The sequence below is a fragment of the Streptacidiphilus sp. MAP12-20 genome, assembly GCF_041262525.1.
Classification (GTDB): Bacteria; Actinomycetota; Actinomycetes; order Streptomycetales; family Streptomycetaceae; genus Streptacidiphilus.
Genome location: NZ_JBGCCK010000009.1, coordinates 140,326 through 153,068 on the forward strand (window position 1 = coordinate 140,326; position 12,743 = coordinate 153,068).

Genomic DNA, 12,743 nt, shown 5'->3' on the forward strand with positions numbered 1-12,743 from the left:
CCAGGAGACCGGCATGGCCTTCAATCTGCGCAACCGGCACTTCCTCAAGGAGCTGGACTTCACCGCCCAGGAGTTCCGTTTCCTGCTCGACCTGTCGGCCCAGCTGAAGGCCGCCAAGTACGCGGGGACGGAGCAGCCGAGGCTGCGCGGCAAGAACATCGCCCTGGTCTTCGAGAAGTCCTCGACCCGGACCCGCTGCTCCTTCGAGGTCGCGGCGGCGGACCAGGGCGCGAACGCGGTCTACCTCGACCCGAGCGGTTCGCACCTGGGCGCGAAGGAGTCGGTCAAGGACAGCGCGCGGGTGTTGGGCCGGATGTTCGACGGCATCCAGTATCGCGGCCACGGCCAGGTCGTGGTCGAGGAACTCGCCGCGTACGCGGGCGTCCCGGTATGGAACGGCCTGACCGACGAGTGGCACCCGACGCAGATGCTGGCGGACGTGCTGACGATCCAGGAGCACTCCACCAAGCCGCTGGGTGAGGTCGCGCTCGCGTACCTGGGCGACGCGCGCAACAACATGGGCAACTCGCTGCTGGTCACCGGCGCGCTGCTGGGCATGGACATCCGCATCGTCGCCCCGAAGCAGCTCTGGCCGACGGCGGACGTCCAGGCCGAGGCCGCCCGCCTCGCGGCCGCGAGCGGCGCGCGGATCACGCTGACCGACGACGTGGCGGCGGGCGTGGCCGGCGCGGACTTCCTCTACACGGACGTCTGGGTCTCCATGGGCGAGCCCAAGGAGGTCTGGACGGAGCGGATCGCGCTGCTCGCGCCCTACCAGGTCTCCATGGACACCATCCGCGCGACGGGCAACCCCGCCGCGAAGTTCCTCCACTGCCTGCCGGCCTTCCACGACCTCGGCACCGAGGTCGGCCGCCAGATGCACGCGGCCACCGGGATGGCCGAACTGGAGTGCACGGACGAGCTGTTCGAGTCGGAGCACGCGATCGTCTTCGACCAGGCGGAGAACCGCCTGCACACCATCAAGGCGATCATGGTGGCCACGCTCGGCGACTGAGGGCCGCCGCCGGGGGTAGGTGTTTGCCCACCTCAGCTGTAGGTTCCGGTCCATGGCGCCCGCACGGCCCCGCCGCGCAGCATGATCTCCAGGTCGCCGTCGGTGGCCTGGAGACGAGAGGAGGAGCGGACATGTGGCCGTTTCCCACTGGGCTGACGCTCGTGCCCTTCGGCGTGATGGTGGCGTTGACCGCGATCTGTGCCGGGGTGGCCGTCGCGGCGGAGCGGACGCCCGACCGCGCGGCGTGGGCGGTCCGTGCCGGACGCGTCGGCTGGCCGGCGCTGGCGGTACTGACGGGTTGGGCGGCGTTCACCGCCGGTACGGTGCTGAAGCTCGACCTGCAGCACACCATGCGGACCTCCGGCTACTCGGTTTTGCTGCCGAGCTTCGGCCCCGGCGGACTCGCCTCACTGCTGTTGCTGATCGGATTGCTGGCCACCGCGCTGCACGCGTCGGCGCCGGCACCGAAGGGGTGGCTGCTGCCGGTCGTCGCCGCGGCGACCGGTACCGCGATGAGCTGGTCGCAGTGGTTCGCCAATCTGCCGACCCGCAACCTGCTGCAGTTCCTGGAGGGCAGCGTGATCGTCCCTGGCCTCGCGCTGCTGGCCGTTCCCGCCGGACGTGCGGTGTTCGACCGGCTCCTGCCCACGACCGGCACGGCGGCGTCCGGGCGCTGGGCCCTGCTGCTGCCCGGCGTCCTGGTCGCGGCCGGGGGCCTGCTCGGGCTCGACCTGTGGACGCCCGCGTCGCCCGGCGCGGGACTCGGCTCGGCGCTGACGGGCTACGCGGTCGGTCTGGTCGTGCTGGTGGCACTCGGTTTCGGGCTGGTGCGGCGGCCGCGAGCGGCAGCGGACCTGGCCGCCCTGGGGTTGGTCGTGATCGGCGCCTACGGCGTCGTCGAGGGCGGCTTCGGGGGATGGCTGCCGGTGGTGCGCCCCGTCGGCACGCCGAGCGAACCGCCGCCGCAGACCATCCCCGACGCACTCGCCCACCACGCCGGCGTGATGGGCGGCATGCAGGGGGCGCTGCTGCTCGGACTCGGCCTCTGGCTGCTGCCGCTCACCGTGCTGCCGGACGCCAAGCGGCTGTTGGGGCGCGGCCCCGACCCGGCGCTGACCCGTCGGGTGCTCGAACTGACCGAGACCCGGGCCGAGGTCGTCAGCTCCGCCGCCGCCGAGCTGCGCAGGATCGAGCGTGACCTGCACGACGGCGCGCAGGGTCGGCTGGTCGCCATCGGGATGAACCTCAGGACCGCCGAGGACCTGATCCGCACCAGCCCCGCCGAGGCTGCCGCGCTGGTCGTCGAGGCCCGCGAGTCCTCCGCCGCAGCATTGGAGGAGCTGCGTTGCCTGGTCCGGGGGATCTTCCCGCCGGTGCTGGCGGACCGAGGTCTCGGGGAGGCGGTCCGTGCGCTGGCACTGGACCTGCCGTTGCCCTGCGAGACCGAGATCGACCTGCCCGAGCGGCTCGACCCGCCCGTGGAGTCGGCCTGCTACTTCGCCGTCGCCGAGCTGGTGACCAACGCCGTTCGGCACGCCGGGGCGAGCGCCCTGCGGATCCGGGTGGCCCGCGTGGACGGCCTGCTGCGGATCGAGGTGACCGACGACGGGGTCGGCGGCGCGGATCCCGCCGGAGGCAGCGGGCTGGCCGGGGTGGAACGGCGGCTGGCGGCCTTTGACGGCATCCTGGCGGTCAGCAGCCCGCCCGGGGGGCCGACGATCGTGGTCATGGAGGTGCCGTGCGCGTAGTCGTCGCGGAGGATCTCTTCCTGCTGCGAGAGGGGCTGGTCAGGCTCCTCAAGGCGCGCGGGTTCGAGGTCGCGGCGGCCACCGACAGCGCGCCGGGCCTGCTCGACGCGCTGTTGGAGTTCCGTCCCGACCTGGCGATCGTGGACATCCGACTCCCGCCCACCAACACCGACGACGGACTCCGCGCGGCGCTCGCGGCCCGGGAGCGGATCCCCGGCCTGCCGATCCTGCTGCTGTCGCAGTACGTCGAGCAGATCTACGCCCAGGAGCTGCTCGCCGACCAGGCGGGCGGGGTCGGCTACCTCCTCAAGGACCGGGTTTTCAGCGACGACCAGTTCGTCGACGTGATCCGCACGGTCGCGGCGGGCGGCACGGTGATGGACCCGCAGGTGGTCACCAAGCTGCTCGGGCGGCGGGGCGAGCCGCTCGCGCGGCTGTCGGAGCGGGAACGGCAGGTGCTGGAGCTGATGGCCGAGGGGCGCTCCAACAGTGCGATCGCGAGCCGGCTGTTCGTCAGCGAGAAGGCTGTCTCCAAGCACAGCACCAGCATCTTCACCAAGCTGGATCTGGCCCCCTCGGACGACGACAACCGCCGGGTGCTGGCGGTGCTCGCCTACCTGATGTCCTTTCGTGGCACTACCTGAGGTGGTGCAACCGGACGTCAGCCGATTGCCTGGCGGGCGCGGTCGCCAAAGCGGCGGATCTGGTCGACGAGGGCCGGTGGGGACTCGACCCGGAACGGCAGATCCAGCATCAGCAGGCGGACCGCCGTCCAGTCCAGGCGGTCCGCCTCGACGCGCCAGCGGGACCGGCCGTCGGGCAACTCGTCTATCTCGCCCGGGGCCTGACCCAGCTTCGCGCGCACCTGCTCCGCGTCCGCGTCGAACTCGACCACGACGGGGGCCGTGGGCCACAGGTTGCGCAGCTTGTCCCTGACGAACGCCGCCGCGTCCGCCGCCGGGAGCTCGCGCGGCGTCGCGCGGCCGCCCGTCGCCTCCGGGGAGACCAGGCGGTCGACGCGGAACATCCGCCAGTCGTCCCGCTCCAGGTCCCAGGCGACCAGGTACCAGCGGCGGCCCGTGGCGACCAGGCGCTGCGGCTCGATGTGACGCCGCGTCTCCGCGCCGTTGGCCGCGCGGTAGGCGAAACGGACCCGCTCGTGGTTGGCGATCGCGCCCGCCAGGACCGTCAGCACCGACGGTTCCACGCGCGGGCCGCCGCCGGTCATCGTCACCACCGCCGAGCCGAGCGCGCCCACCCGGTAGCGCAGCCGCGAGGGCAGCACCTGTTCCAGTTTGGTCAGCGCGCGCAGCGACGCGTCCTCGATGCCGTCCACCGCGCTGCCGGCCGCCGCGCGCAGGCCGACCGCGATGGCGACGGCCTCCTCGTCGTCCAGCAGCAGCGGCGGCAGCGCCTTGCCCGCCACCAGGCGGTAGCCGCCGATCGCGCCCATCGTCGCCTCGACCGGGTAGCCGAGCTCCCGCAACCGGTCCACGTCGCGGCGGATCGTGCGGGTGGTGACCTCCAGGCGGCCGGCCAGCTCCGTGCCCGACCACTCCCTCGGGGTCTGCAGCAGGGAGAGCAGATTCAACAGTCGTGCCGAGGTGTCCATCATGTTTTCCAGATTGCGTCGCTACTAGGACAAGACCTGTCCTACATGCCTCATAGCTTAGGTCCTGTCAGCGAGAGCAGCGCAGCACAACGGCAGGAGAACAGACAATGAGCACCACAGACCGCAGGCGGTGGCTCGCCCTCGCCGTCGTGATGACGGCCAGCTTCATGGACCTGGTCGACGCGACGATCGTCAACATCGCGATCCCGAGCATCCAGCGGGACACCGGCGCGGGCTTCAGTGCGATCCAGTGGATCACCGCCGGTTACGCGCTGGCCTTCGCGGTCGGCCTGATCACCGGCGGGCGGCTCGGCGACATCTACGGCCGCAAGCGGGTCTTCCTGATCGGTACGGCCGGCTTCACCGCCGCTTCGCTGCTCTGTGGCCTCGCCGCCAACCCGGAGATGTTGGTCGCGACGCGGATGCTGCAGGGCGCGGCGGCGGCGCTGATGGTGCCTCAGGTGCTGTCGATCATCCACGCGACGTTCAGCGGCGAGGAGCGCGGCAAGGTCTTCGGGATGTTCGGCGCGATCATCGGTCTCGCCGCCGTCACCGGCCCGCTGCTCGGCGCGCTGCTGACGCAGTGGAACCTGTTCGGTCTGGAGTGGCGGCCGATCTTCCTGATCAACCTGCCGGTCGGGATCGCGGGCCTGCTGCTGGGCCGTCGCTTCATCGACGAGTCGAAGGCGCCGAAGGCACTCAAGCTGGACCTGGTCGGCGTCGCGCTGGCCACCGCCGGTCTGCTGATGGTGATGTACCCGCTGGTCCAGGGTCGTGAGCTGGGCTGGCCGGTCTGGGGCTACGTGCTGATGGCGGGCGGTCTGGCGGTGCTGGCGGGCTTCGTCCGCTACGAGCGGAGCAAGAGCGCGCGGGACGGTTCGCCGCTGGTCGAGCTGAGCCTGTTCCGGGCCAAGAGCTTCGCCGCCGGTGTCGGCGTCCAGTTGGTCTTCGGCGCGGCCTGCGGGATCTTCTTCCTGGTGTGGACCCTGTACATGCAGATCGGCCTCGGCTGGAGCCCGCTGCACGCCGGTCTGACCGGGCTGCCCTTCTCCGTCGCCTGCTCGGCGGCGGCCGGGATGTCGGTCCAGCTGCTGGTGCCCCGCTTCGGCCGCAAGGTGCTGCAGGGCGGCGCGCTGATCACGGCGGCCGGCGCGCTGATCTACATCTGGGAGTCCGCCCGCTACGGCCAGGGCGTCCACTCCTGGCAGATGGCGCTGCCGCTGGTGGTCATGGGCGCCGGAATGGGCATGATCTTCGCTCCGCTGACGGACGCGATCCTCTCCGAGGTGCCCAAGGAGCACGCGGGTTCGGCTTCCGGCCTGATCAACACCACCAATCAGCTCGGCAACGCCTTCGGCCTGGCGCTGGTCTCGGTCGCCTTCACCGGCAGCACGGTGGTCCACGCCTTCGGCCACGCGATGCTCTGGATGGTCGGCGCGCTGGCGGTCGTGGTGCTGCTGATGGCGGCGCTGCCGAAGCGCGGCGCGCACGCCCCGGAGGCTGCGGCGGTGGCCGGGTCCGAGGTCGGGGCCCCGGCGGACGAGCCGGTGCTGGTGGGCTGAGCTCTCCAGAAATCCGGTACCGAATCTGAGTAGTCCAACTCATGTGACATGCCGTCAGCAGCAGGATGCTGGCGGCATGTCGCGTGCTTCCACCGTCTCGCCCGCCGCGCTCACGCGTCAGTGGGCGCTGCGCATCGTCAGCTTCGGGCTCACCGCCGTCTACCGGGTCTACCGCAGCCACCCCGCCGTCTGGCGGCTGATGGCCCGCGAGTACCGGCCCTGGATGGGCGGCTTCGCCCGCGCCCACGCCTGGATGACCTGCCAGTTCGCCGCGCTGGACGTGCCCGCCTATCAGCAGCACCTGCGCGCGAACGGCTGGCGCTTCCGCTGGCTCAGGCTCGACTCCTATCCGCCGACCGACAAGCAGTCCTACGTCCGGGCCCACTCGGAGGAGGAGCGCAGCTGGAAGGGGAGGGTGGAGATCGCGGGCAGCGTCGTCGACGAGTCCTCCGGCTCCTCCGGGACCCCCTACAACTGGGTGCGCAGCCGCCGCGAGCTCGACACCGTCCACCGGAACGTGGCGGGGTACACCAGTCTGGTCTTCCCCTCGCGGCGGCGGTTCGTGATCAACGCCTACTCCATGGGCGCCTGGGCCACCGGGACCAACACCGGCATCGCGATGGCCAGGATCTCCCTGGTCAAGAACACCGGGCCGGATCTGGAGAAGATCGTCGACACGCTGCGGCACTTCGGCCCGCGCTACGACTACCTGGTCACCGCCTACCCGCCGTTCCTGAAGCATCTGCGCGACCGGCTGGCGGGGGAGGAGTGGTTCCGCGGCTACCGGATGGCGGCCATGGTCGGCGGCGAGGGCATGACCGAGGCGCTGCGCGACTACGTCGGCGACGTGTTCAGCAAGGTCCGCTCCGGCTACGGCGCGTCCGACCTCACCATCGGCATGGGCGGTGAGACCACCTTCGCGGTCTGGCTGCGCCGGCTGATCCTCCAGGATGCGGGCGTGCGGGCGGCCTTCCTGGGCGAGGACGAGCAGCGGCTGCCGATGATCTTCCAGTACAACCCGCTCGAGACCTACCTGGAGACCCTCGGCGACGGCCCGACCGGCGAGCTGCTCTGCACGATCAACTCCACCGCCGTGATGGCCCCCAAGCTCCGCTACAACATCGGCGACGAGGCCATGCTGCTCAGCTTCCCCGAGGCCCGCCAGCGGCTCACAGCGCTGGCCGCGACGCGTCCGGGACTGCTGGAGGACGCGTACCGCGTGCACCGGCGCGAACGGATGCAGCTGCCGTTGCTGTTCCTCTACGGCCGCGCCGACTCGACCGTCTCCTACATGGGCGCGAACCTCTACCCGCAGGACGTCGAGTACGGGCTCTACCACGGCAATCCGTACGCGGAGTCGATCGAGGGCTTCACGCTGGCGCTGCGCGAGTCCGCGGACGCGGAGATCCGGCCGGTGGTGCACGTGCAGCTGCGCGCCGGGAGCGGGCTCGCCGGCGAGGAGCGCGAGCAGCTGGTGAAGCTCTGCCGCGACGGGGTGCTGCGTCACCTCGCGCACTGCAGCCGGGACTTCGCGCAGTCGCTGACGGAGGATGCGAGCGCGGCCGAGATCGGGGTCGAGCTGCACGCGTTCGGGACCGGGCCGTTCGCGGGGCGGACCGGGATCAAGAACAAGTACCTGGCCCAGGGTTGAGGAGAGCGGTTCGATGCGGACGACGGATTTCAGCCTCACCCCGCCGCCGGGTCCGGCCGGGGCGATGTTCGTGGGCGCGACCCGGTACAGCAGCCTGTGGGCGGTGGTCAGCCTGGGCCCGCGCTGGTTCCGGATGGTCCGCCAGATGCGCCGGATGCGCGGCTACGTCTGGCACAAGGTCTACTACCGGGCTCCGCTCTCGCTCGGCACGATCGCCTTCTTCACCGACCGGGACGAACTGCTCAAGTTCGCCCGCAGCCGCGAGCACGCCGAGCTGATGTGCTGGCTGACGGACCAGGGTCGGAAGAAGGCGACGGCCGGCTGGATCAAGATCTACACGGCCGACGAGACCGGTTACACCAACGGCGTCTGGCGGGCGGAGGACGGCGAGCTCGCCCACATCGACGCCTACGCGCCGCTCAGCGCTGAGGCCGGGCAGCGCCCGGTCCGGCATTTCTTCGGCGGAACGAAGGGCGCGAGCGAATGAGCGACTGGACGGAGCGCTTCCGCGCGCTGGAGCCGCTCTGCGGGCGCGCGCCGAGTGCGCACAATACGCAGCCGTGGACACTCCGCTACGAATCGGACCGCGTTGTTCTCGGCTGGGCGGCCGAGCGCGAGCTGCCGGCGGGCGATCCCACCCGGCGCGACCTCTACCTCTCGCTGGGCGCGTATCTGGAGACCTGCCTGATCGTCGCGGCGGAGGCGGGGCTCGCGGTCGAGGCCGAGGTGCGCGTCGATCCGGAGGCGCGGACCTTCGCCGAGCTGCGCCCTGCGGACGCGGTCTACCCGACCGAGATCCGCGGCCGGGTCGTGGCGCGACGCGGCTGCGCCCGTGGCCCCTACCTGCCCGGCCGGCTCACGTCGGAGCAGTTGGCGCTGCTCTGGGGGCGAGTGATCGGCTCGGGCCTGCACGAGCTGCCCTCGGGGGAGCTGGCCGCGCTCGCGGTCCGGGCGGACCGCTGGATGTGGCGCACGGCTCCGGTCGTCGCGGAGCTGCGGCAGTGGCTGAGGCTGTCGCCCGCCGATCCCCGCTTCGCGCAGGACGGGCTGAGCTACGAGGCTCTGGCGATGAGCCGCGCCGAGGCGATCGGCCTGCGGGCGGTGCTCGCACTGCGCGCGCAGGGGCCGCTGGCCGGCGTACTCGCGGGGACGCAGCGGGAGCTGTTCGCGAAGCAGGAGCACAGCGTGCTGATCCTGACGGGCCAGCGGGACACACCCGAGGGGGTGCTCGCGACCGGACGCGATCTGGCGCGGCTCTGGTACACGCTGACCGAGCTGGGCCTGCGGGTGCACCCCGTCAGCCAGCTGCTCGACTGCCCGGCGACAGCGGCCCTTCTCCCCGCCGATGCGCTGGCTGTCTTCCGCGTCGGACACCCGCTGGTCGCTCCGGTCCCCTCCGCCCGACGCTGACCGGCTCGACTCGCCTGCTCGGGGCTGTTTCGCGCCTCGGCGCGGCGTGTACTAGGGTGGTATCTCGACATCAAGATATCTGCCGCTACACTCGACCTGATCGCGTGAGCAGCGCGCCCCGCACAACGCCGCGCATCTGATAACACAGGGAGAAGTCGTGTCCGCGAACAGCTTCGACGCCCGCAGCTCGCTGCAGGTGGGCGACGAATCGTATGAGATCTTCAAGCTGGACAAGGTCGAGGGCGCCGCGCGCCTTCCCTACAGCCTGAAGATCCTGCTGGAGAACCTGCTCCGCACCGAGGACGGCGCCAACATCACCGCCGACCACATCCGGGCGCTGGGCGGCTGGGACCCGAACGCGGAGCCCAGCGAGGAGATCCAGTTCACGCCGGCCCGCGTGATCATGCAGGACTTCACCGGCGTTCCCTGCGTCGTCGACCTGGCGACCATGCGTGAGGCGGTCAAGGAGCTCGGCGGCGACCCGTCCCGGATCAACCCGCTGGCCCCGGCCGAGATGGTCATCGACCACTCGGTCATCGCCGACAAGTTCGGCACCAAGGACGCGTTCACCCAGAACGTCGAGATCGAGTACGGCCGCAACAAGGAGCGCTACCAGTTCCTGCGCTGGGGCCAGACCGCCTTCGACGAGTTCAAGGTCGTCCCGCCCGGCACCGGCATCGTGCACCAGGTCAACATCGAGTACCTGGCCCGCACGATCATGGTCCGCAACGGCCAGGCCTACCCCGACACCTGCGTCGGCACCGACTCGCACACCACCATGGTCAACGGCCTGGGCGTGCTGGGCTGGGGCGTCGGCGGCATCGAGGCCGAGGCCGCCATGCTGGGCCAGCCGGTCTCCATGCTGATCCCGCGCGTGGTCGGCTTCAAGCTCACCGGCGCCCTGCCGGAGGGCGCCACCGCCACCGACCTGGTGCTCACCATCACCGAGATGCTGCGCAAGCACGGCGTCGTCGGCAAGTTCGTCGAGTTCTACGGCCAGGGCGTCGGCGCGGTGCCGCTGGCCAACCGCGCCACCCTCGGCAACATGTCGCCGGAGTTCGGCTCGACCTGCGCGATCTTCCCGATCGACGGCGAGACCATCAACTACCTGCGCCTGACCGGCCGCAGCGAGCAGCAGCTCGCCCTGGTCGAGGCGTACGCCAAGGAGCAGGGCCTCTGGCACGACGCGGCCGTCGAGCCGGTCTACTCCGAGTACCTGGAGCTGGACCTGGCCACGGTCGTCCCCTCGATCGCCGGCCCGAAGCGCCCGCAGGACCGCGTGATCCTGGCCGAGGCCGCCTCGAAGTTCCGCAGCGCCGTCCGCGACTACATCTCCACCTCGGACGAGTCCGGCGAGGAGTCCTTCCCGGCCTCCGACGCCCCGGCGACCTCGAACGGCATCCACAAGCCGACCCCGGTCACCGCGCCCGACGGCAAGGTCTACGAGATCGACAACGGCGCGGTCGTGATCGCCTCGATCACCTCCTGCACCAACACCTCCAACCCCTCGGTCATGCTGGGCGCCGCCCTGCTGGCCAAGAAGGCGGTGGAGAAGGGGCTGACCGTCAAGCCGTGGGTGAAGACCACACTGGCGCCCGGCTCCAAGGTCGTCATGGACTACTACGAGAAGGCCGGCCTGCTCCCCTACATGGAGAAGCTGGGCTTCAACCTGGTCGGCTACGGCTGCGTCACCTGCATCGGCAACTCGGGCCCGCTGCCCGAGGAGGTCTCCAAGGCCGTCAACGACCACGACCTCGCCGTCGTCTCGGTGCTCTCCGGCAACCGCAACTTCGAGGGCCGGATCAACCCCGACGTCAAGATGAACTACCTGGCCTCCCCGCCGCTGGTGGTCGCCTACGCGCTCGCGGGCAACATGAACATCGACATCACCCGTGACGCGCTGGGCGTGGACGCCGAGGGCAACCCGGTTTACCTGCACGACATCTGGCCGACCGAGCAGGAGGTGGCCGACACCATCGCCACCTCGATCGACCAGGACATGTTCACCAAGGACTACGCGGACGTCTTCGCGGGCGACCACCGCTGGCAGTCCCTGCAGGTCCCGACGGGCGACACCTTCGAGTGGGACGCCCAGTCCACCTACGTGCGCAAGCCCCCGTACTTCGAGGGCATGGCCAAGGACCCGAGCCCGGTCTCGAACATCTCCGGCGCGCGCGTGCTGGCCAAGCTGGGCGACTCGGTCACCACCGACCACATCTCCCCGGCCGGCAACATCAAGGACGGCACGCCGGCGGCCGAGTACCTCAAGGCCCACGGCGTCGAGAAGCGTGACTTCAATTCCTACGGCTCGCGCCGTGGCAACCACGAGGTCATGATCCGCGGCACCTTCGCCAACATCCGCCTGCGCAACCAGATCGCGCCGGGCACCGAGGGCGGCTACACCCGCGACTTCACCCAGGCCGACGCGCCGGTGTCGTTCATCTACGACGCCTCGCAGAACTACCAGGCCGCGGGCACCCCGCTCGTCGTCCTGGCCGGCAAGGAGTACGGCTCCGGCTCGTCCCGCGACTGGGCGGCCAAGGGCACCGCGCTGCTCGGCGTCAAGGCCGTCATCGCCGAGTCCTACGAGCGCATCCACCGCTCGAACCTGATCGGCATGGGCGTCCTCCCGCTGCAGTACCCCGAGGGTCACACGGCGGACTCGCTGGGCCTGACCGGCGAGGAGACCTTCTCCTTCGAGGGCGTCACCGAGCTGAACGAGGGCCGCACCCCGAAGACGGTCAAGGTCACCACGGACACCGGCGTCTCCTTCGACGCCAAGGTCCGTATCGACACCCCCGGCGAGGCGGACTACTACCGCAACGGCGGCATCCTGCAGTACGTGCTGCGCTCGCTGATCAAGTAATCACGCGCGACGCACGCGGAGAGCGGCCCTGTTCCCCTTTCGGGGGAGCGGGGCCGCTCTGCTGTGACAAGCTGATCTTGGAATGGCGGGAATCCGAGTGGAGGGGGCAGGCATGGGTGGGACGCTGGCGGAGATCCTTGACGCGGCGGCGCAGGGGACGTTTCCGCCCCCGGACGGGGGCGTGACGGTGGTGCCGCAGCCGAGCCATCGCGACGCCGGCGTGATCGCCTTCACCGCGCACTCGGTGGTGTTCACGGACGAGGATCCCGCGTGGGTGCACGCCACGCTGGCGGCGCTCGACTGCGACGAGCTCGCGGCCACGATGAACCCGCGCTTCCTGGCCGCGATGCTCACCCGCACGGGGCGGTCGACCGACACGATCGACCTGCTCACGGTGGCCAGTTGGCTCCCGGGCCGGCCTCCGCTCGAACTGCGCGAGATCGAGGACCCCGACCACCCCCGGGTCGCGCGGGCGCGCAAGCGCCGCGACGGGGTGCGGGTCTGGCAGGCAGAGGGCGGCGTGGGCGGCGTGGTGGTCCTTGGACGCGGGGTCGCCGGCCGCCTGGAGGTGGCGATCGAGGTGGACGAACAGGCGCGCCACCGGGGCCTGGGCCGCCTGCTGGCCACGTCGGCGCGCTACCTCGCGCCGGTGGGCGTCCCGGTCTGGGCGCAACAGGCGGCAGGCAACGCCCGCAGCGTCCGCGCCTTCCAGGCGGCGGGCTTCCGGCCGGTGGGCGCCGAGGCGTTGCTGATCGCGTCTTAGACCGACCAGCACATGGTGAGCGCGGCCTCGGCGCCGGTGTCCGATCGGCGTCAGCCGTGCCAGACGCCCATGGACCTGATGTTGTCGTTCCACATCGCACCCATGCCGCCTGGGTC

At 70.9% G+C, this 12,743-nt stretch carries 10 protein-coding genes; 9 read left to right on the forward strand and 1 reads right to left on the reverse strand.

From position 1 onward, the window contains the following. The first annotated feature begins 13 nt into the window (after positions 1 to 13). The 3 genes from argF (at position 14) to ABIA32_RS14560 (ending at position 3,407) form a co-directional block, all read left to right on the forward strand. On the forward strand, positions 14 to 1,015 hold the full coding sequence (gene argF, locus ABIA32_RS14550) for an ornithine carbamoyltransferase (RefSeq protein WP_370094887.1): 1,002 nt from the start codon (positions 14 to 16) through the stop codon (positions 1,013 to 1,015). Between the two features lie 131 nt (positions 1,016 to 1,146). Next, a complete protein-coding gene (locus tag ABIA32_RS14555) occupies positions 1,147 to 2,763 on the forward strand; it encodes a sensor histidine kinase (protein WP_370094889.1) in 1,617 nt (538 codons plus the stop codon). After that, positions 2,754 to 3,407 (forward strand): LuxR C-terminal-related transcriptional regulator, encoded by a 654-nt coding sequence (locus ABIA32_RS14560; protein WP_370094891.1) that lies wholly within the window; start codon positions 2,754 to 2,756, stop codon positions 3,405 to 3,407. Before ABIA32_RS14555 ends, ABIA32_RS14560 begins: the two co-directional genes overlap by 10 nt. 17 nt (positions 3,408 to 3,424) lie before the next feature. Here the strand turns inward: ABIA32_RS14560 and ABIA32_RS14565 are convergent, their stop codons facing one another. Then, positions 3,425 to 4,378, reverse strand: coding sequence for a helix-turn-helix transcriptional regulator (locus ABIA32_RS14565; RefSeq protein ID WP_370094893.1), 954 nt, complete (start codon positions 4,376 to 4,378; stop codon positions 3,425 to 3,427). A gap of 104 nt (positions 4,379 to 4,482) precedes the next feature. On the opposite strand from ABIA32_RS14565, the gene ABIA32_RS14570 reads away from it, so the two are divergent. From ABIA32_RS14570 to ABIA32_RS14595, 6 genes are all read left to right on the forward strand, one after another. After that, on the forward strand, positions 4,483 to 5,937 hold the full coding sequence (locus ABIA32_RS14570; protein ID WP_370094895.1) for an MFS transporter: 1,455 nt from the start codon (positions 4,483 to 4,485) through the stop codon (positions 5,935 to 5,937). A 76-nt stretch (positions 5,938 to 6,013) separates the two neighbouring features. Beyond that, complete coding sequence (locus tag ABIA32_RS14575) at positions 6,014 to 7,588, forward strand: phenylacetate--CoA ligase family protein (RefSeq protein ID WP_370094897.1); 1,575 nt, start codon at positions 6,014 to 6,016, stop codon at positions 7,586 to 7,588. Positions 7,589 to 7,601: 13 nt separating this feature from the next. Further along, positions 7,602 to 8,075, forward strand: a complete 474-nt coding sequence (locus tag ABIA32_RS14580; protein WP_370094899.1) for a DUF4188 domain-containing protein — start codon at positions 7,602 to 7,604, stop codon at positions 8,073 to 8,075. Then, on the forward strand, positions 8,072 to 8,998 hold the full coding sequence (locus ABIA32_RS14585; RefSeq protein ID WP_370094900.1) for a hypothetical protein: 927 nt from the start codon (positions 8,072 to 8,074) through the stop codon (positions 8,996 to 8,998). Before ABIA32_RS14580 ends, ABIA32_RS14585 begins: the two co-directional genes overlap by 4 nt. Positions 8,999 to 9,155: 157 nt before the next feature. Beyond that, positions 9,156 to 11,864, forward strand: a complete 2,709-nt coding sequence (acnA, locus tag ABIA32_RS14590) for an aconitate hydratase AcnA (protein WP_370094902.1) — start codon at positions 9,156 to 9,158, stop codon at positions 11,862 to 11,864. A 112-nt stretch (positions 11,865 to 11,976) separates the two neighbouring features. Continuing rightward, entirely contained in the window at positions 11,977 to 12,627 is a 651-nt protein-coding gene (locus ABIA32_RS14595) for a GNAT family N-acetyltransferase (protein ID WP_370094904.1), read from the forward strand. Positions 12,628 to 12,743 lie beyond the last annotated feature (116 nt).

Coding starts and splice junctions, on each gene's coding strand:
- ABIA32_RS14555 (WP_370094889.1), top strand. CDS start 1,147: ATGTGGCCGTTTCCCACTGGGCTGACGCTCGTGCCCTTCGGCGTGATG.
- ABIA32_RS14565 (WP_370094893.1), bottom strand. CDS start 4,378: ATGATGGACACCTCGGCACGACTGTTGAATCTGCTCTCCCTGCTGCAG.
- argF (WP_370094887.1), top strand. CDS start 14: ATGGCCTTCAATCTGCGCAACCGGCACTTCCTCAAGGAGCTGGACTTC.
- ABIA32_RS14585 (WP_370094900.1), top strand. CDS start 8,072: ATGAGCGACTGGACGGAGCGCTTCCGCGCGCTGGAGCCGCTCTGCGGG.
- ABIA32_RS14575 (WP_370094897.1), top strand. CDS start 6,014: ATGTCGCGTGCTTCCACCGTCTCGCCCGCCGCGCTCACGCGTCAGTGG.
- ABIA32_RS14595 (WP_370094904.1), top strand. CDS start 11,977: ATGGGTGGGACGCTGGCGGAGATCCTTGACGCGGCGGCGCAGGGGACG.
- ABIA32_RS14570 (WP_370094895.1), top strand. CDS start 4,483: ATGAGCACCACAGACCGCAGGCGGTGGCTCGCCCTCGCCGTCGTGATG.
- ABIA32_RS14580 (WP_370094899.1), top strand. CDS start 7,602: ATGCGGACGACGGATTTCAGCCTCACCCCGCCGCCGGGTCCGGCCGGG.